16 protein-coding genes are annotated in these 19383 nt (G+C 70.6%); 14 read left to right on the top strand and 2 right to left on the bottom strand.

Going from position 1 to position 19383, the window contains the following annotated elements:
* Nucleotide 1 precedes the first annotated feature (1 nt).
* Together SK571_RS33970 and SK571_RS33975 are read right to left on the bottom strand one after the other, a co-directional pair.
* Complete coding sequence (locus SK571_RS33970) at nt 2–3079, bottom strand: ferritin-like domain-containing protein (protein ID WP_319988202.1); 3078 nt, start codon at nt 3077–3079, stop codon at nt 2–4.
* Nucleotides 3076–4596, bottom strand: a complete 1521-nt coding sequence (locus SK571_RS33975) for a flavin monoamine oxidase family protein (protein WP_319988203.1) — start codon at nt 4594–4596, stop codon at nt 3076–3078. Before SK571_RS33975 ends, SK571_RS33970 begins: the two co-directional genes overlap by 4 nt.
* Before the next feature lie 275 nt (nt 4597–4871).
* On the opposite strand from SK571_RS33975, the gene SK571_RS33980 reads away from it, so the two are divergent.
* From SK571_RS33980 to SK571_RS34045, 14 genes are all read left to right on the top strand, one after another.
* Complete coding sequence (locus tag SK571_RS33980; protein WP_319988310.1) at nt 4872–6173, top strand: glycosyltransferase; 1302 nt, start codon at nt 4872–4874, stop codon at nt 6171–6173.
* Nucleotides 6170–7393: a cytochrome P450 gene (locus SK571_RS33985; RefSeq protein ID WP_319988204.1), complete on the top strand. Its 1224-nt coding sequence runs from the start codon at nt 6170–6172 to the stop codon at nt 7391–7393. Before SK571_RS33980 ends, SK571_RS33985 begins: the two co-directional genes overlap by 4 nt.
* A 47-nt stretch (nt 7394–7440) precedes the next feature.
* A complete protein-coding gene (locus SK571_RS33990; protein WP_319988205.1) occupies nt 7441–8175 on the top strand; it encodes an IclR family transcriptional regulator in 735 nt (244 codons plus the stop codon).
* Nucleotides 8172–8933 (top strand): IclR family transcriptional regulator, encoded by a 762-nt coding sequence (locus tag SK571_RS33995; protein ID WP_319988206.1) that lies wholly within the window; start codon nt 8172–8174, stop codon nt 8931–8933. The genes SK571_RS33990 and SK571_RS33995 overlap by 4 nt, the downstream gene beginning before the upstream one ends.
* A 662-nt stretch (nt 8934–9595) precedes the next feature.
* The gene (locus SK571_RS34000; protein ID WP_319988207.1) at nt 9596–12313 is read left to right on the top strand and encodes a helix-turn-helix transcriptional regulator; all 2718 of its coding nucleotides are present in this window, start codon (nt 9596–9598) and stop codon (nt 12311–12313) included.
* A 49-nt stretch (nt 12314–12362) separates the two neighbouring features.
* Nucleotides 12363–13364, top strand: coding sequence for a beta propeller repeat protein (locus SK571_RS34005; protein ID WP_319988208.1), 1002 nt, complete (start codon nt 12363–12365; stop codon nt 13362–13364).
* Between the two features lie 13 nt (nt 13365–13377).
* Nucleotides 13378–14016, top strand: a complete 639-nt coding sequence (locus SK571_RS34010; RefSeq protein WP_319988209.1) for a uridine kinase family protein — start codon at nt 13378–13380, stop codon at nt 14014–14016.
* Between the two features lie 118 nt (nt 14017–14134).
* Nucleotides 14135–14926 carry an alpha/beta fold hydrolase gene (locus SK571_RS34015; RefSeq protein ID WP_319988210.1) on the top strand — a complete coding sequence of 264 codons (792 nt, stop codon included), beginning with the start codon at nt 14135–14137 and terminating at the stop codon, nt 14924–14926.
* A 61-nt stretch (nt 14927–14987) separates the two neighbouring features.
* On the top strand, nt 14988–15953 hold the full coding sequence (locus SK571_RS34020; protein ID WP_319988211.1) for a helix-turn-helix transcriptional regulator: 966 nt from the start codon (nt 14988–14990) through the stop codon (nt 15951–15953).
* Nucleotides 15950–16930, top strand: coding sequence for a helix-turn-helix transcriptional regulator (locus tag SK571_RS34025; RefSeq protein WP_319988212.1), 981 nt, complete (start codon nt 15950–15952; stop codon nt 16928–16930). Before SK571_RS34020 ends, SK571_RS34025 begins: the two co-directional genes overlap by 4 nt.
* Nucleotides 16931–16939: 9 nt before the next feature.
* Nucleotides 16940–17212, top strand: coding sequence for a bacteriophage holin (locus tag SK571_RS34030; protein WP_319988213.1), 273 nt, complete (start codon nt 16940–16942; stop codon nt 17210–17212).
* Complete coding sequence (gene tatA, locus SK571_RS34035) at nt 17205–17492, top strand: Sec-independent protein translocase subunit TatA (protein WP_090070250.1); 288 nt, start codon at nt 17205–17207, stop codon at nt 17490–17492. The genes SK571_RS34030 and tatA overlap by 8 nt, the downstream gene beginning before the upstream one ends.
* Before the next feature lie 112 nt (nt 17493–17604).
* Nucleotides 17605–18513 carry a twin-arginine translocase subunit TatC gene (gene tatC / locus SK571_RS34040; protein ID WP_319988311.1) on the top strand — a complete coding sequence of 303 codons (909 nt, stop codon included), beginning with the start codon at nt 17605–17607 and terminating at the stop codon, nt 18511–18513.
* Entirely contained in the window at nt 18510–19370 is an 861-nt protein-coding gene (locus SK571_RS34045; protein ID WP_319988214.1) for a diacylglycerol/lipid kinase family protein, read from the top strand. The genes tatC and SK571_RS34045 overlap by 4 nt, the downstream gene beginning before the upstream one ends.
* Nucleotides 19371–19383: the final 13 nt, after the last annotated feature.

A 19383-nucleotide genomic window follows, 5' to 3' on the forward strand; every position in this document is an offset into this window, starting at 1 on the left:
GTCACAGCCCTCCGGCCTGGGCGCGGAAGTGGTCCGCCCAGAACGTGCTCAGCTCGCCGACTCGCGCGGGCACGAGGGCGCACTTGGCGCACTGGGCCGCGATGTCGTCCAGCCGCATCGCGATCGAGCGCCGGGCCACGTCCGGCCGTGAGATCGCGGCGGGCACGTCGGGGAGTTCGAACGAGGGCCCGGCCGTCGTGCCGCGCCGCCCGGAGGGGAGGGTCACCAGCAGTTCGGCCAGCGGGCGCATCAGCCCGGCCATGATGTCGATGGCCGCGTTCATCAGGTCCGACCGGCGCAGGCTCGCGTCCGGGCGTTCGCCGAAGTGCTGGGCCATCAGCTGCAGGGCCATGAAGTACGACTCGTTGAAGATCTGCATGACCGTGCGGGCGTCCGGGTCCGTCACCGCCTCGGCGGCGGGGCTCGCGGGGTTCAGGGACGGGTTGCGGGCCACCGGGTACGCGGGGTTCCACAGCTCGCCGTGCGGGCCCGTCACCGGTGCCTTGCGCAGCAGCTCACCGATGAGCAGGAACGACGTGTAGTGGGAGTCCTCGACGGCGTCCTCGTCGAGCACCCCGCCCTCGCCCTGCTCGGTGATCACGTCGATCGCGTACAGGGCGCTCGGGAGGTCGTCGACCTCCAGCTGGTAGTCGGGGTGCTCGTGGTTGATCGACTCCCGCAGGAACAGGTGGTGCTCGCCACCGCCCCTGCCCTTGTCCACCAGGAAGAGGCCGGGAATCTGTTGCAACGCTTCACGGATGTCCGCGTACAGCTCGCTCAACGAGGCGTAGCCGTGTTCCTGGCGCTGCGCCTGGGGCTCACCGTCGCGCGGCCGCAGATCACCGACCTGGTGCTCGGGCTTCTCGATCCGGGTGAAGCGCTCCACGCTGCCCAGGCCCAGCCGTTCCAGCGCGAAGTCCAGCGGCACCGGCAGTTCGTGGTTGATGGTGCCGAAGTCGACCCGCGGCACGTGGAACGGTTCGCCCAGCGCCATGATGATGTTGTTGACCAGCAGGAAGTGGATCATCTCCTCGCGGGCGATGCCGAGCAGCATGCTGCGGATGCCCTCGTCGAGGGTCTCCCCGCCGTCACCGCAGGCGAGCTGCAGCTGTTCGGGGGTCCACAGGCCGAGCCGCACGTACTCCGCGCCGGCGCCGTAGGTCGGCACGGAGTAGGCCGCGTAGAGGTACTGCAGCATGACGGCCAGCTCGACCAGGGCCGCCTCCCGCAGGACCTCGACCAACCGGCCGCGCGTGGCGATGCGGTTGCGGACGGGCACGGTCGTCTCGGCCGGCAGCAGCAGGTGGCCGGGCATCTGCTGGGTGCGGAGGAACTTCAGCAACAGCCGCGACTTCGCTTCGGAGAGATCGCGCGTCGGCGGCATGTAGTAGGTCTTCGTCTTGTTCTGCGGATCGCACATCTGCCAGATCAACTTGGCGTAGGTCTCGGTGCGGCTGCGGTTCGCGAGACTGAAGACCTCCTTGTCCATGAAGGAGAAGAGGTGTTCGTAGTAGGCGAACACCTCGCGGTAGACGAGGTCGAAGTCGGCCTGCTCCACGTCGTCGAGGTGCCAGTCGTCCGGCAGCACCCGCACGCTCAGGTACCCGGCACCGGACCAGAAACCGAGCTTGTCGTCGTTGTCGTGGTCGAGCGCGGCGGGCGCCGGCTCGGCCGTCAACAGCACCCGTGCGGTGCCTGCCGCCTTGCCGCGCATGGTGAACCGGCCGTGACCGCGCTCGTCGGTCTCGAGCACGTCGGTGTCGAGCGAGACGACCGCGTCGACCGGGCCACGAGGACGGGCCGCCGGGTTGGTGAACTGCCGGACCGCGATGTCGCGCACCGGGGCGGGACGGCCGCGGACGAACGACCGCACCGCCACCTCGACGTCGTGCTCGGCGTCATCGGCGCCGCGGGGGTGCTCCACGAACACGCTCGCGTCGTCGACCTGGAGGTTGATCTCCTGCTCCCGCAGCAGGAGCACGCCGTCCGAGGCGACGATCTGCAACGCGTCACCCGCGATGTCCTCTTCGGACAGCAGGCCGGGAACCGTGACCACACCGGCGGTCAGTGCCGCGTCCTCGGTGTACGCCGCGGAAGGGATCCGGGCCACCAGCCGGTCGTCGCGGACCGTGCGCAGTTCGAGGTCCCGGGCCGCGGCCGCCGGTGCGGGCGCCGTGATCATGTTCAGCACGACCTTGCCCGGCGAGGTCCCGACCGTGAGGTTGCCCATGCGGTTGCGGGTGCCGCGATCCGGCACGAGCAGCCGTCCGGCCGGGTAGGTGCGCAGCTCCCCGGGCCGCCACGGCGCGATCGTGCCGTGCAAACGCCATTGGGAGGGCTGATCCGGTGCCTGTGGTGCGGACTGGCCGTCGAGGGCGAACTGCACGACGAGACCACCCGTCCCGGCCTCCTGGAGAAGTCGCGCGACCGGCGACACCGCTACCTCGTCCAGCCAGCGCAGGTCCTCGTCGGTGACGACGAACTGGTGCACCACCGAGCGGCCCAGCTGCCAGTGCCCGCAGCCACGTCCGGTGGCGTGCCAGCGCGGCGGCGAGAAGCCCTTGACCGCACCGGTCGCCATGTAGCCGACGTCGTGCGACCGCCCGTCGCGGCCGAAGCCGACCTGGCCGACCATGAGGGTCGTCGTCCAGTCGGAGGCGGGGTCCACGTCGAAGATCCGCGCCCGGTTGACCGTGGTCGCCAGGTATTCGTTGTAGTGGCCCCAGAAGTCGACGGCCCGTCCCACCACCGGATCCGCCGTGTCGGGCCGGCCTGCCACGCGTTCGGTGCTGACGACCTGCGCGTTGATCGAGAAGTGCCCGTTGCCGGCGAAGTCACGGCCCTTGGCGGCGCTGAACGGCCCGTCGGGCGTCTCGCTGCCCGCGCTGTCGTACCGGGGGCCCGTCTCGTCGAGGTGGGCGTGGTACTCGGCGGGCGGCCGGTGCACCGGGAACGGCTCGCCGTCCGCTGTCAGGGCGGTGTTCGTCGCCAGGTCGACGAGGCCGTTGCGCGGCCCCGTCGGCAGGCGTGTGGAGGCGACACCGCGGAAGTGCAGCCTGGGCAGGTCGAAGACGCTCATGCGGACTTCTCCGTGCGGGTGAGGCGGCGTGCGGGGAACGCCACGCCCGTCCGTCGTTCGCACCACTCGATCTCGTGCGCCGCGTCGATCGCCGACTCGATCGCGCCCTCGATCCACGCGGGCTTCGACGAGCAGTGCTCCCCGGCGAAGAAGAGGCCCTTCTGCGGCCTCGTCGCCTCGCGGCGCTGCGCCTCCCGCAGCGCGGAGTCCTGTTCCCAGCGGATCGTCGCCGCGCCGAGGGACCAGCGGTGCTCGCCCCAGGCCTTCGCGGCGACGCCGAGGACCATGCCGGGGCGGCGCAGTTCGGGGTGCATGACGCCTAGTTCCCGGGTGATGAGCGCGATTCGTTCCTGCTCGGTGAGTTCGCTCAGCGCGTCGGCGTCGGGACCGATGCTGTAGCTGGCGAGCATCACCGCGCCGTGCGCCGGATCGCCGTCGACGGGCGGGTAGTAGGTCTGCCGCACGTGCCCGCCGGTGAAGGAGCCGCCGCCGCGGATGCCGTCCTCGTGCCAGAACGCCTCGCGGCAGTGGAAGGCGACTTTCGTGGCGGGCCAGTACTTCGTCTCGTGGATGATGTCGAGCTTCTCGTCGTCGAACCCGCTGAGACGCATCCCGCGCAGCACCGTGAACGGCACCGTGCACACCACGTAGTCGCAAATCCTGGTGAAGGACCTGGTGCCCTGCCTCAGGTTCAGGACCACGTCCTTGTCGCGGACCTCGATCCCGGTGACCTCCTGACCGAGGGTGATCCTGCCGAGCAGGCGGGCCGCGAGGCTGCGGGGGATCAGGTCCATGCCGTCGCGCAGCCGCACGATGTCGGAGCTGGTCTCGTCGAGCACGTCGTCGAGGAAGCGCTCCAGGTGCGGCGGCACCAGCGAGCGGATGCGCGGGTTGCCCGCGTAGAAGGCGTGCAGGTCGATCATGGTGCCGTTGTGGCCGCGGCGGTACGGCGTCAGGTCGACCTCGTCGACCAGGTCGAGCAGACCGGTGCCGATCTCGCCGTGCATGCCGTTGTAGAACTGGCGCGGCGCGATGGCCCTGATGGTCGCGTCCAGCCAGGCACCGAACAGCAGGGTGCCGTCGCGGTAGCGCCCGGCGGGCACTCCGGAAGCGAAGTCGTTGACGAGCACGTCGTGTGCGTCGCGCACGCGCAGGTAGCCGGACGAGCTCGGCAGGTACGCCGCGTCGTCGGAGAAGATCGTGTGGAACGGCAGGACCTGGTCCTGCAGGCCGAGTTCCGCGATGTAGTGCAGGGTCAGGCGGTGTGCGGAAGGAATGCGCATCGCACCGAGCTCGGCGAACGGCCCGGCCTCGCCCTCGCCCTCGCCCTCGCCCGTGAAGCGGTGGGTGTGGACGCGTCCGCCGATCCTGTCGCCGGCCTCGACGATCTCCACCTGGTGGCCGAGACGCTCCAGCTCGTAAGCCGTCACCAGCCCGGCGACACCCGCGCCGATGACGGTGACGTTCTTCCTCTCACCGATGGCGTCGAGCCCGTTGACCTCTTGCAGCGTTGTCACCGCGGACTTCCTTCCGGTGCGCTAGCGGCGGGCAAGGAATTGATCTGGCGCCATTGTTGGCGCGGCGGAGGTGCGCCCGTATCCCCCGACAGAGCCGGTCGGGAACGGCCTAGCAGGTCCGTGAGCGGTATTGAGACGGGCGGAAGCCGCCCGGCCCCTGCGCAACCGCGCGGGGTTTGTCTTGACACGCCGGACAGCGCCGTGAACAGGGCGATGCTGACGCGAGCCGCTCAGCGGCCACCCCGGAGCAGCCGCTGGAGGCGACGTTGACCCGAGTGCTGATCGCGACGACACCGGCCCCAGGACATGTTGTCAGCCTGTTCGAGATAGCCACCGAACTGACGCGCCGCGGTCACGAGGTGCGCTGGTACACCGGTGAGGTCTTCCGGGAACAGGTCGAACGGACCGGGGCGCGCTTCGAGCCGATGACCGAAGGGCTCGACTTCGGCGGCAGGAGCCGGGAGGAGGCGTTTCCCGAGCACGCCGGACTGGCCGGGCTGAAGAGCTTCAAGGTCGGGGTCCGGGACATCTTCTACCGCACCGCACCCGGCCAGCTCGCGGACATCCTGGCGTTGCTGGAACGGTTTCCCGCCGACCGCATCCTCGCCGACGACATGTGTTACGGCGCCTGCTTCGCCAGCGAGAAGACGGGGATTCCCCTGGTGTGGCTGGCGAACTCCATCTACATCCTGGGCAGCCGCGACACCGGGCCGCTGGGAATGGGCCTGGGGCCGAGCACGAACCCGTGGAACCGCCTGCGCAACGCCGCGCTGAGGTTCGCCGGCGACCAGGTGTCCATGCGGGACCTGCGCGCGGAAGCCGACCGCGTGCGCGCGCAGGTCGGGCTGCCCCGGTTGAAGACGAGGGCGATGGAGAACATCTCCCGATACCCCGACCTGTACCTGGTCGGGTCCGTGGCGTCGTTCGAGTTCCCGCGCCGCGACCTGGCGCCGGGAACCCACTTCATCGGCGGCCTGTTCGGCGTGGCACCGAAGCACTTCGACCCGCCGTCGTGGTGGGACGAGCTGTCCGGGGACCGGCCCGTCGTCCTGATCACGCAGGGCACCACCGCCAACGACGTCGAACGGATGCTGGTGCCCGCCGTGCGCGCTCTCGCCGACGAAGACGTCCTCGTCGTGCTGACGACCGGCAGCAAACTGGACGTGGAGCGGCTGCTTCCGTTGCCGCGCAACGTCCGGATGGAACGGTTCGTGCCGTACCACCACCTGCTTCCGCATGTGGACGTGATGATGACCAACGGCGGCTACAACGGGGTCAACGCCGCTCTCGCGCACGGGGTGCCGTTGGTCGTCGTTCCCGCGACGGAGGAAAACCCCGACGTGGCGGCAAGGGTCGAGTACGCCGGCGTCGGCGTGGTCGTGAAACCCCGTGCTGTCACCGAGTCCAGCCTGCGCGCCGCCGTCACCACCGTGCGGACCGACGAGCGCTACCGGCGTCGCGCCGCCGAGATCGCGGTGGACCTCAACAACAGCGACGCGCCGAAGCGGGCCGCCGACCTGATCGAGTCCGCTGTCGTTTTCCAGGACCAGATTCCCACCGGAGGTATCGCACGTTGAACGGGACGACGAACACGGGGCTGCAGGCCCCCGAGACGACCATGCCCATCGATCCTGGTCCTTTCGACTGCATGCCGGAACTGCTCGCCGCCGCGCGGGTGGCCCCGGTCGTGCGGATTCCCTACCTCGGGCAGCACGCGTGGGTGGTGTGCGACCGCGAGCTCGTCAAGGTCGCGCTCGCGCACCCGAAGATGGGCAAGGACATCACCCTCGTGCCCGAGTTCATGAAGCAGCCGGGCCTGATGGTCGGCTCCCAGCCGCCACCCGAGTACGCGCGGGCCATGATCATGAGTGACGGGGAGGACCACGCGCGGATCAGGCGGCTGCACGCGCCCGTCCTGAGCCCGCGCAACACCGAGAAGTGGGGCGAGCGCGTCAGCGTGAAGGTCGAGGGCTTCCTCGACGAGCTCGAACAGCGCGGCGCACTCGGGGACAACGAGGTCAACGTCGTCACCGACTACACCCACAAGATCCCGCTGGCGTTCATCTCCGAGATGCTGGGCCTGCCCGACGAGGCGGAACGGCAGCTGCGCAGCATCACCGACGTGATGCTCTACTCGTCGGACTACGAGGCCAGGACCCTTGCCGTGCGGGCGTTGTACGGCGCGGTCGAGGGCTGGGTGGCCGATCCCGCACCGCTGCGCGACGGCGTCATCACCGGGCTTCTGGCGTCCTCCAACGGCATCGACGCCGCCGTGACGGAGGGCGAGGTGATCGTGTGGACGTTGGGCATGATCATCACGGGCTACGAGACGACGGGCAGCCTGATCTCGGCGTCCCTCTTCGAGGCGTTGCGGCGTCCGGTGGAGGAGCGGCCGAAGACCGACGACGAGATCAAGTCGTGGATCGAGGAGGCGCTGCGCGTGCACCCGCCGTTCCCGCACCCGACCTGGCGCTTCCCGCTGGAGGACATCGAGCTCGGCGGCTACCTCATTCCCAAGGGCGCCCCCGTGCAGGTGAGCATCGCCGCGGCCAACCGGGAACCGGGGGAGGGGGCGGACAGCTTCGACTCCGCGCGCGGCGGGCACGGGCACCTCTCGTTCGGCCTGGGCATGCACTACTGCATCGGCGCGTCGCTGGTGCGCCTCGAAGCCCAGATCGCGGTGAGCGGGTTCCTGCGCCGTTTCCCGCAGGCCCGGCTGAGCACGACCACGCCGTACGAGTGGGAATCCGAGTGGATGATCCGCCGGATGAGCGTTCTTCCGGCGACCCTGCGCTGACGGAGATCGGCGGGCCGGTCGCGGGACCGGTCCGCCGGGGAGAACAGATGCGCGCACAACTCGTCGACGGCTCACGTGAGAGCGATGGTTCCGCCGCCAAGGTGCTGATGGTGCTGCGCACGTTCCTGCACCGGGACACCAGCAGTTCGCTCGCCGAGCTCGTGCAGGCGACCGGCCTGCCGAGGACCACCGTGCACCGCATGCTCGGGTTCCTCGTCCGCGCGGGGCTCGTGGCCAAGAGGGGAGGGCTGTACCGGCTGGGCGACCGATCGCCGGTGGTGCCCCTGCCCGCCGCCGACCGCCGGGTGCTGGTCGGGTGCCTGTCAGAGCTCCTGGCGGTGACGGGCGAGACGGTGCAGGTCAGCGTGCTGGACGGGAACCACGCCCTGGTCGTCGAGCGGCTGCACGGCCGGGCGGCGGAGCTGACCATCGCACCCGGTTCGAGGCTGCCGCTGCACTGCACGGCTCCGGGCAAAATCCTGCTCGCATCCCGGCACGAGCCGCTGGACTGCGCCGTGTTCGAGTCCCGCACCCCGAACACGCTGACGCGGCGGGACGCCGTGGAAGCGGAACTGGCCCTGGTGCGCCGCCGGGGAGTGGCCTTCGACCACGGCGAGTGGAACGACTCCGTGACCGGTGTGGCGGTCGCGGTGCACCGGCCGCACCGGTCGCTGGTCGCCGCGCTGTCCGTGCACGGCAGGACGGGTTCGTTCCGGCCGGAGCACGCCGCCACCGAGCTGCGGCGCATCGCCCACGTGGCGGCGCTGGAGCTGGCGCGGTGACCGCTCCGGCCGGGCACCGCGATCCCGACGCGCGCCGCACCGCCGCGCGGGTCCTCACGGTCCTGAGAGCGCTGACGGCCAGCGGCGGCGAAGCTTCGTGCGCCGAGCTCGGGCGGATGACGGGCCTGCCCCGCAGCACGACCTACCGGATGCTCGCCCACCTGCGCGAAGCCGGGCTGGCGGAGATCGACCGCGGCAGGTACCGGCTGGGAGGCCGCTACCTGGCGAGGCTCGGCGTGCGGCCCGCGCTCGGCCAGGCCGGCCGCGAGCGGCTCGTCGGGTGCCTGAGCGACCTCCACCGCGCGACCCGGCAGGTCGCCGTGCTGGTCGTGCCCCGCCAGTGCGACGCCGAGGTGGTCGACCTCGTGCACGACCGGCGCTCGATCGGCCTGGCGTCCGCGCTGGGCGACCACTTCCCCCTGCACGCGACCGCGGCGGGGAAGGTGTTGCTCGCCGGCGGTTCCGGACGGCCGATCCCGCTGCCCGGGTTCACGCCGGGCACCATCACGACGAGGCCGGCGCTGTCGCGGGAACTGGGCCTGGTCCGCGCGACTGGAATCGCCCACGAACGACAAGAATGGCAAATCGGTCTTTTCGGCGTTGCCGCACCCGTTGTCGGAGCGGCCGGCACGGTCGTCGCGGCGATCGCGGCCATGGGTCACGTCTCCGCGTTCGACCCCGACTTCGTCGGCGCGGCGGTGCGCGGAGCGTCTCGTTTCGCCTCCCGGGCACTGTCGTCACGGCGGGTCCGGGACTGATCCGCTCGGCTGCAAACGTTTGTTCCGCACAGGCGGCCACCGAGTCGGGCGGCTGCCCGGCCGGACATTTCACAACTCGCATCCCGTGTGAACGGGCGCGGCACTCGGATTTTCGGTGACGTGACCGGCGTCTGGCGTCTCGAATGGGGCCCACTTCGGACACCGTCCCCATGGGAGCGCTCTCCTCGGATTCCGATCGCGACGGCCCGGCGTGCTTCCGGTGATCAGGCCGTGATCGTGCTGGTCACGATTGTCGGCATCGTCCGACGGGGGAGTGGAATTCCACGCGGTGATTGCGGCAGGTCGTGGAGCGGTGCTGGAAGAACGCGCCTGTTCGCGATCTCTCACGGGTGTTGACATGGCGGGTGACGTCGCGCGAGTCTCCCAGCGGACGAGGTGGGAGGTTTTCGGGTGGAGCCGGTGAGTCGCACGCCGAGTGGACATCCGCGTCTTGATTGGCTGCGCGAGCCAGATTTATTCGAGCCGTAGAAGTTCGCTTTTCATCTTTCCCCACTGTGCTCATAGGACAGGGAAAATAAGTGTCGTGCACACCTCTAGGTGAGAATCTCGCGGCGTGGGAGCAGTCGGTTGATCTGCCCGTATCGCTCCCGTTGCGCGGACGTGACGAGGAAACTCGGAGGACCAAGCGATTCATTCAGGCTGTGGCGGAGTCCCGGCAGGCCCGGATGCTGGTGGTGGCGTCCCCCGCGGGCACGGGCAACACCAGGCTGGTGGCCGAAGGCACGTCCCTGGCCGCGCTGCGCGGCTTCTCCTCGCTGGACCTGTCGCCGGGCGCCTTTCCGGCGGAGGGCTCCCGGGCGGACCACCCCCACGTGGTCAGCGTGAGCGCGCTGGCCGCCCAGATCGAGCCGCGGCTGGCCCAGCGGCTCCGGCACGGACCGGTGCTGGTCACGCTCGACGACGCTCATCGGACGCCGCCGTCGGTGCTGGGCGCCGTGAGCACGGTGATGGCCAAGTTCAAAGATCTGCCCGTGTGCTGGCTTCTCACCGTGCACGCCGAACAGTTCGCCACGGCCGCAAGCGTGATGCTGCAGGACATGGCGCGCGTACTTCCGTGCGACTGGCTCGAGCCACTCACGCCACTGACGGACGACGCGGCGCTGGCGATCGCCGCCGACGTGCTGGGCGCGGTGCCGGACCAGGACGTCGCCGCACTGGTCAACAGCGCCGGCACGACCCCGCTGCAGGTCGTCGAGGCCGTCCTGGACCTGGTGCGGGACAACCAGGTGCAGGTCGTGGGCGACGTCGCCCGGCTGATGGCCGGCCCGATGGAGCGCGGCATCGCCTGCGCCGTGTCACCGGAACCGGCCGGGCGACTGCCGTGGTCGTTCCGGCGGATGATGGGCGAGCGGCTGCACGCGCTGTCTCCCCAGGCGCAGGACGTGCTCCAGGTCGCGGCGGTGCTCGGCTGCGGCTTCGCCCCCGAGGACCTGGCGGAGATGCTGGGCGAGCCCGTGGCCGTGCTGCTGCGGCCGCTGCGCGAAGCGCTCGCGGCCGGGTTCCTGCGCGGTGGCGGTGCCGAGTTCGTCTTCCACCGGGAACCGGTGTGGCGGGCCGTGCTCGGCTCCGTGCCGGAGCCGATGCGGTCGGCGTTGCACCGGCAGGCGGTGACGATGCTGCTCGGCCGTGAGCACCAGGACGCCGTCGCCGTCGCGGTGCATCTCGTGCACTGCGCACGCACCGGGGACGAGGAGGCCGTCAGCGCTGTCGACTCGGCCGCGCAGACCCTGCTGCCGGAGTCTCCGGAGGCGGCCGCGGCGCTCGCGATCAACGGCCTGAGGATCACCGGACAGGGCGAGCCGAACCGGATCGCGCTCGGCGTCACGGCGGCCGCGGCCCTCGTCCGGATGGGCAGGCTCAGCCAGGCGGTGGAGCTGGCGCGCGACCTGCTGCACCCCGACGACCCCGGCCACGTGCAGTCGGCGTCCGTGCTGCGCACCTGGCAGACCATCGCCCAGATGCTGCGCGGTGACGCCACGACGGTGTGCACCGTCGGCCTGGAGGTCACCGAGGCGGCCGCCGACGGCCACGACCTGTCGCCGGAGCTGTTGCTGCTCAACATCCTGTCGCTGCACAACCTCGGCGCGGCGATCGGGATGGCGGACCAGGTGCTGGCGCAGTCCGGCCAGTTCAACTCGGACGTGCTGGCCGCAGCGCTGACCGTGCGGGCGATGGCGAGCTGGCGCGAGGGAGACCTCGACGTGGCGATCGAGGCCGCCGAGGCGGCCGTGGCCGTGCGCGACGAGCTGACCAGGATCTGGCAGAGCGATCCACTGTGGACGAAGGTGTGGATCCTCACCAGGCTCGGCCGGCTCGACGAGGCCCTCGCCGCGGTCGACGAGGCCTGCGGCACGGCGGAAGCGCACGGAACCGGCGTGATGACCTCGGTCCCGCTCACGCTGCGCGCGGCCGTGCTGCTGGCCCAGGGCGACCTCGCCGCCGCCGAAGCGGCCGCGACCACCGGTCTCGCGGCCTCCGAGATCGCCGAGATGCCGTTGTTCCAGCCACAGCTCGGCGCGGTGCTGGTGCTCTGCGCACTCCGGCGCGGCGATCTGGTCACCGCCACCGACGGCCTGCGCCGGCTGGAGGAGTCGATCCCCGCCGGGCACCCCCACCCGTGCGCGGTGACGCTGCGGCTGATCGCGGGTCAGGTGGCCGCGGCCGGCGACGGCGCGGCGGCGGCGATCGACGAGATCCGCCCGTTCGCGGAAGACCCGGGGCTGTGCCTGCAACTGCTGATGGAGGCACCCACCGCGACGGCGTGGTGCGTGCGCACCGCCCTGGCCGCCGACGACCACGCCCTCGCCGAGCTGTTCGCGAGCACGGCCGAGGACCTCGCCCGTGCCAACCCGAAGCACGAGTCGGTGGTCGTCGCGGCCGCACACGGCCGTGCACTGGTGAAACAGGACACCGCCGCGCTGGCGGAACTGCGCGACACGTGCACCGACCCGTGGACGAAAGCCTCTCTCGCGGAGGACATCGCGGCCGTCCACCTCGACACCGACCGGGAGCAGGCGGTCCTCGAACTCAACAACGCGCTGGGCGGCTACGACGAGATCGAGGCCGAGCTCGACTCCGCCCGAGTGCGCCGCACCCTGCGCAGGCTCGGCGTCCGGCGGCGCCGCGCCACGGTGAGACGCCAGGACGACCAGGAGCCGGAACCCAGGCCCCGCACCGGCTGGGACAGCCTCACCGGCACCGAGCAGAAGGTCGCCCGGCTCGTCGCGGACGGCCTCACCAACCGCCAGGTGGCGAAGGAGCTCTTCATCTCACCGCACACGGTCGGGTTCCACCTGCGGCAGATCTACCGCAAGCTCACCATCGGGTCCAGGGTGGACCTGGCCCGGATCGCGCCCTGACCGCCGATCGGGGGTAGGAAGCGATCACCGGCTCGACCAGAGTGGCCGCATGAGGATCATTGCGGCGGCACTCGCCGCACTTCTGGTTCTTCCCGGGGTGGCGTCGGCGACGGACACCTACTGGGAACTGAAGCCGACCGGCACCGACGCCCGCCTGCGCGGCCTGTCCGCCGTGTCCGGTCAGGTCGCGTGGGCGAGCGGCTCCAAGGGCACCGTCCTGCGCACCGTGAACGCCGGACGGACGTGGGAGTCGGTCGGCCCGCCCGGCACCGAGGCGCTCGAGTTCCGCGACATCGAGGCCTTCGACGCGCGCAACGCCGTGGCGCTGTCGATCGGGGAGGGTGAGTCGTCGCGGATCTACCGCACGTCCGACGGCGGCAGGACCTGGTGGGAGGAGTTCCGCAACACCGACCCGAAGGCGTTCTACGACTGCGTGGCGTTCTTCGACCGGTTCCGCGGTCTGGCGCTGAGCGACCCCGTCGACGGGAAGTTCCGGGTGCTGCGGACGTGGGACGGCGGACGGTCGTGGCACGTCGACGACCCGAAGGGCATGCCGGACGCGCTGCCGGGCGAGTTCGCGTTCGCGGCGTCCGGGCAGTGCGTGACGACCAGCGGCAACCACGCGTGGATCGCGACCGGCGGCGGCGCGAAGGCACGGGTGCTGGAGTCGCGCGACGGCGGCCGGTCGTGGAAGGCGAGCGAGGTGCCGTTGCCCTCCGGCGAGGCGGCCGGGGTGTTCGCGGTGGCGTTCAAGACGCCCTGGCGCGGAGTGGCGATCGGTGGCGACTACCTCAAGCCGACCGATCCGACGCCGGCGTTCGCGACCAACGACGGGCGCGGCTGGACGGCGGGCGAGCAGGCGCCGATCGGCTACCGGTCGGGTATCGCCTACCGCGGCGACGGGCTGGTGGCGGTCGGTCCGTCCGGGACGGACACCAGCAAGGACGGCAAGTCCTGGAAGATCGCGGACACGGGAAGTTTCGACACCGTGGACTGCGTCGGACACACGTGCTGGGCAGCCGGCGAGAAGGGACGCGTCGGCCGCACCTGAGAGGGGACGGGGATTGCGTCTGCATCCGGGTGAGACCGAGGCCTCGGAGTGGCGGGTCGCGAAACTGACCGACGTCGTGCGGCGACTGCGGGAGGAGGCGCCCGGCGTCACCGGGCGTCCCCTCGTCGTCGCCGTCGACGGGCGCGGTGGTGCCGGGAAGTCCACTCTCGCCGAACGGCTGCGGAGCCTCGTCCCGGGGTCCGAGGTGGTGCACACCGACGACGTCGCCTGGAACCACGCGTACTTCGACTGGGGAGGTCTGCTGGTCGAGAACGTCCTCGTGCCCCTGCACCGGGGCGAGGCGGTGGCGTTCCGGCCGGTGGCCTGGGCCGAACACGACCGCCCCGGCGCGATCCACGTCGCGTCCGGGGCAGACGTCGTGTGGGTCGAGGGCACCGGGATCATCCGTGAACAGTGCGCTCCGTGGATCGACGCCTCGATCTGGGTGCAGGGCGACCTGGACGAGCAGGAACGCCGGCTGTCCGCCCGCGACGGTGACTCCGCCGAGCAGCGACGGCACGTCGGCGCGTGGCTGGCCGAGGAGTTGCCGTTCCTGCTGTGCGAACAGCCGTGGCGCCAGGCGACCGTCGTCGTCGCAGGTACGAGCGAACTCCGCCACGATCCCGAGTCCGAGATCGTCGTCGCGGTGTAACACCCGCCGGGCCTCTGGCGAAAAAGCACGTGTCGGCCGCTCCCGCGCGGGGTAGCCGAAGCAGGTGTTCGACGGATTCTCGTTGCGTTGCAGGGACGTTGGCGAGGCCAATCTGCGAGTGAGGACCGGTGGTGCAGGGCCACCGGTCCTCCTCTTGCACGGCCACCCCCGAACCCACACCACCTGGCACCGGGTCGCGCCACTGCTCGCCGGCGACCACACCGTCGTGTGCCCGGATCTGCGCGGTTACGGCGAATCCAGCAAACCCGGTGACTACTCGAAACGGGCGATGGCCCGCGACTTCGTGAACCTGATGCAGGGGCTCGGCCACGAGGAGTTCGCCGTCGTCGGCCACGACCGCGGTGCCGCCGCGGCGATCAGGCTGGCGCTCGACCACCCGGACCGGGTCACGCACCTGGCCGTGCTGGACGGACTGCCCATCGGTGCCCACCTCAGCCGCTGCGACGACCGGTTCGCCCAGGCCTGGTACCACTGGTTCTTCCTGGCCCGGCAGGAACTCGCCGCCGCGATGATCAACGAGAACCCCGACCTCTGGTACGGCGGCCGTTACCACGACACGCCACTCGCGATGGGCGTGGAGAACTGGGCCGACTTCCAGCGGGCCATCCACGACCCCGAGACCGTGGTCGCGATGTGCGGCGACTACCGGGCAGGGCTGGAGGTCGACCGCCACCACGACGACGAGGACCTGGCCGCGGGCCGCAGGATCACGTGTCCGGTGCTCGCCCTCTGGTCGGCCAAGGACGACCTCGGCGACCTCTACGGCGACCTGTCGGCGATCTGGGCCGAATGGGCCGATGACGTGCGGGTTCGTTCCCTCGACTGCGGCCACCACATGGCCGAGGAAGCACCTGTCGAACTGGTCCGCGAGTTACGCGCGTTGTTCTGAACGGACCGTTGACGACAGGTGGTGATGAGGTTTCGGTGCGCGCACGCGTTAGGGTCTGTCCGTGGCCATCGCACGTGCCGAACGCCTCGTCAACCTGGTGCTGTGCCTGCTGTCGACCCGTCAGTACCTGACAGCGGAGCGCATCCGCGCCATCGTCCCCGGCTATCACGAAGCGCCGACGGACGAGGCGTTCTTCCGCATGTTCGAACGGGACAAGTCCGAGCTGCGTGACCTCGGCGTGCCGCTCGAGACCGGGCGGCAGTCCAACGCCGAGGGAGCGGAGGACGGCTACCGGATCGCGCGGCGCGACTACGAGCTCGGCGACATCGACCTCGAACCCGATGAGGCCGCCGCCGTGGCGCTGGCCGCCCGGCTGTGGGACTCGCCGCAGCTCACGGGCGCCGTGCACGGCGCGTTGATCAAGCTGCGGGCCGCCGGGGTCGACGTCGACCAGGACACGCCCGCGGCCGTCGAGCCCAAGGTGCGGGCCAACGAGCCCGCGTTCCCGCCGCTGCTGCAGGCCGTGCAGGCGGGGCAGGTCGTCTCGTTCGACTACCGCAAGCCGCCGCCGGGCGGGCAGAAGGAACGCACGGTCGAACCGTGGGGCGTGGTCGCGTGGCGCGGCAAGTGGTACCTCGTCGGCTGGGACCGTGAACGCAACGACACGCGGTGCTTCCGGCTCTCCCGCGTCGTGGGCGCGGTCCGGACCGTCGGCAAGCCCGGCGCCTTCACCGTGCCCGAGGGCACGGACCTGATGAGCCTCATCGCGCGCACGCAGGCCGATCCGCACCACACGGCGCCCGCCAAGATCTGGGTGGCCAAGGGCCGGGCACAGGGCCTGCGGCGGCACGCGAAGGTCGTCGAGGAACGCGACGGCGGCGACGTCGTCGAGATCGACCTGAAGTTCCCCGACTCGGCGGCCAAGTGGCTCGCCGGGTTCGGGCCCGACGTCGTGGTGCTGGAGCCCGAGGTCCTGGCCAAGTCGGTCCGCGACCGCCTGCAGGGCGCACTGGAAGGAGCGCGGTGACCGCGTCGAACGAACGGCTGCCGCGGCTGCTCGCACTCGTGCCGTACCTGCTCAACCGGCCCGCGATCACCGTCAAGGAGGCCGCGGCCGACTTCGGCATCACGCCCAAGCAGCTGCGCAAGGACCTCGAGCTGCTGTGGATGTGCGGGCTGCCCGGCTACGGGCCCGGCGACCTGATCGACCTGTCGTTCGAGGGCGAGACGATCACCGTCTCGTTCGACGCGGGCCTCGACCGGCCGCTGCGCCTCACCGCGGCCGAGGCGGCGTCGCTGCTGGTCGCGCTGCGCGCGCTGGCGGACACACCGGGCGTCGTCGACACGGACGCGGTGCAGCGGGCGCTGGCGAAGATCGAGGCGGCGGTCGGCAAGGCGCAGCCGGCGGGCATGGTCGTCGGGCTCGGCGCGTTCGAGCGCGGGGAGACAGCTGAGGTCCGCGCCGCCGTTCAGGACGCCGTGAAGCGCGAACGGGCGGTGAGCATCCGTTACTACTCACAGTCGCACGATGCGATGAGCGACCGAGTGGTCGACCCGATGCGTCTGCTGCTCGTCGAAGGGCGCGGCTACCTCGAAGGATGGTGCCGCTCGGCGCTCGGCGTGCGGTTGTTCCGGCTCGACCGCATCGACGACGTGCGGGTGCTCGACGAGCCGTCGTCGCCTCCTCCGCACGCCCAGCTGACCGATACGTCGGAGGGGTTGTTCCACCCCAGGGACGACCAGAAGGTCGCCGTGCTGCTTCTCGAACCGGACGCGCACTGGGTCGCCGAGTACTACCCGGTCGACCACTCGGCCGAGCTCTCGGACGGCCGCACGCGTGTCCTCATGCGCTACGACGACCCGTCCTGGATGGTTCGCCTGCTCCTCGGGCTGGGCGGTGACGTGCACGTCGAACAGCCGTCGGAACTCGCTGAGGAAGTTGTTCGCCAAGCGGCAGAAGCATTGCGCCGGGCAGATCACCTGCTGTCCACCCAAGACGTATAACGTGTGCTTGTGCCGTCCACACCGACCCTGGCGATGATCGCGCTCGGCCTGATCGCGCTCATCGCGATCGCCATCCGAGTCATCCGATCCTTGCGTCGATTCGCCCGCGCCCGCACTCTGGTGGGGGACGGGGTCGGCAACGGCGTCGGTCTGCTCAAGGCGCGATCCGCGGCGCTGAAGGTGGCCATCGCCGGACGGCGGCCCAAGGAACAGGCCCGCACCAGGGCAAACCCCGCGTACGATCGTCGTAGCGGGGCAGACAGGAGGATCACCAATGGGTAACCTCGGACCCACCGAGCTGATCATCATCGCTGTGGTGATCATCTTGCTGTTCGGTGCGAAGAAGCTTCCCGACATGGCCCGTTCGCTCGGCAAGTCGGCGAAGATCTTCAAGGCTGAGACCAAGGGCCTGCGCGACCAGGACGCGGACGACGCGCCGGTGCAGCAGCAGCCCGTGCAGCAGCCGGTCCAGCAGCTCCCGCCCGCCCAGCCGCAGCCGGTGCAGCAGCCCCAGGTCGCGCCTCCCATCGAGCAGACCACCCAGAACAAGGCGAACAACTGACCTTCCGGTCTCCTGACTTGTAAGGACGGTCGACGCGGTGGCAAGTCCGTTCCGGTGGGTCGCTGAACGCCGGGAACGCGGCAGGCGCCGTCGGGGCAACGCCGACGGCACGATGTCGCTCAAAGAGCACCTCTACGAGCTGAGGTACCGGCTCGGTCTCGCGATGCTGGTCATCAGCCTGGGTGCCATCTTCGGCTTCATCTGGTTCCAGGTGAGGCTCGGCCCGATCCCGTCGCTCGGCGACATTCTGACGGGACCGTACTGCCAGCCGGACCTGGAGAAGTACCGCGCGAAGATCACCAACAACGGTGAGTGCGCGTTGTTGCAGACCGAGCCGTTCGAGATCTTCCTCGTGCAGCTGCAGGTCGGCGCGGCGGCGGGTGCGGTGCTGCTCAGCCCGTTGTGGCTGTACCAGATCTGGGCGTTCATCACGCCCGGCCTCTACCAGAAGGAACGCAAGTTCGCGCGCGTCTTCGTCGGCGCCGGCGCGCTGCTGTTCGTCGCGGGCGCGGTGCTCGCCTACCTGGTGGTGCCGGAGGGCTTGAAGGTCCTGCTCGGTTTCGGTGGCGACAACTGGGTCACGGCGCTCACCGGTAGCAAGTACATCAACTTCGTCATCACCATGCTGTTCATCTTCGGCGTGAGTTTCCTGCTGCCGCTGGTGGTGGTGATGCTCAACCGTGCGGGCGTGCTGTCCTACGAGCGGCTGGCGAAGTGGCGGCGCGGCCTGATGATGGGCCTGTTCGTGTTCGCCGCGATCGCGACCCCGGGCACCGACCCGATCTCGATGGTCGTGCTGGCCATCGCGCTGTCGGTGCTGTTCGAGATGGCGATCCAGATCTCCCGCGTGCACGACAAGCGCAAGGCGAAGCTCCGCGCGGCCGAGGGCTGGGACGCGCTCGACGACGACGAGGCGGCGCCGTTCAACTACGTCGCGTCCGACGCGGAGGGCAACGACCCCGGCGAGAAGGCCATCGCCGCGGATCCCCCGAAGCGCGTGAACTACGACGACGCCACGTGACGCGCGCTGCTTTACTGGTCTGCCCCGCGTCGGGCAAGGGGCGGGCGGCCCGGATGGCCGGGTCGACCGCCGCGGCGCTGAGGCCGCACGTGTCGTCGTTGACGCAGCTGGTCGCGCACGACGCCGAGGGCACGCTGGCGATGGCGCACCAGGCCGTCGCGGACGGCGTCGACCTGCTCGTCGTCCTGGGCGGTGACGGAGCCGCGCACCTGGGCGTCCAGGCGGTCGCGGGCACGTCCACGGCGCTGGGCATCGTCCCGGCGGGCACCGGGAACGACCTGGCCGCGGCCGTGGGCTCCCAGTCGGTCGAGGACGTCGTGCACGGCACCCGCAGGCAGCTCGACCTCGGGCGGCTGTCAACGGGGCAGTGGTTCGCCACGGTGTTGTGCGCCGGGTTCGACTCCGCGGTCAACGAGCGGGCGAACGCGATGCGCTGGCCCGCCGGTCCGCGCCGCTACGACCTGGCGATCGTCGCGGAGCTCGCGTCGCTGAGGCCGGCGCCGCTGGTCGTGACCACCGAGTCCGGCACGTTCGAGCTGGACGCGACGCTGGTCGCGATCGGCAACACAGCGAACTACGGCGGCGGCATCCCCGTGTGCCCCACGGCCGACGCCGGCGACGGGTTGTTCGACGTCACGGTCGTCGAGGGCGCCAGCCGCACGATGCTGATGCGGATGCTGCCCACGTTGCGCACGGGCAAGCACACCGAGCACCCGGCCGTGCGGACGTTCCGCGCGCGCGAGGTCTCGCTGTCCGGCGGCAACGGCTGGATCGCTTACGCCGACGGCGAACGCCAGGAGGCGTTGCCCATCTCGGTTCACACGGTTCCCGGCGCCCTCACGGTCGTGGGTCGCTAAATTATGGGGCTGT

This window comes from Lentzea kristufekii, assembly GCF_033949925.1.
Classification (GTDB): domain Bacteria; phylum Actinomycetota; class Actinomycetes; order Mycobacteriales; family Pseudonocardiaceae; genus Lentzea; species Lentzea kristufekii.

What these genes read in the sequence shown, in the direction of transcription:
- tatA (WP_090070250.1), top strand. Translation starts at nt 17,205, where the DNA reads ATGGGTAACCTCGGACCCACCGAGCTGATCATCATCGCTGTGGTGATC.
- SK571_RS34005 (WP_319988208.1), top strand. Translation starts at nt 12,363, where the DNA reads ATGAGGATCATTGCGGCGGCACTCGCCGCACTTCTGGTTCTTCCCGGG.
- SK571_RS33970 (WP_319988202.1), bottom strand. Translation starts at nt 3,079, where the DNA reads ATGAGCGTCTTCGACCTGCCCAGGCTGCACTTCCGCGGTGTCGCCTCC.
- tatC (WP_319988311.1), top strand. Translation starts at nt 17,605, where the DNA reads ATGTCGCTCAAAGAGCACCTCTACGAGCTGAGGTACCGGCTCGGTCTC.
- SK571_RS33990 (WP_319988205.1), top strand. Translation starts at nt 7,441, where the DNA reads ATGCGCGCACAACTCGTCGACGGCTCACGTGAGAGCGATGGTTCCGCC.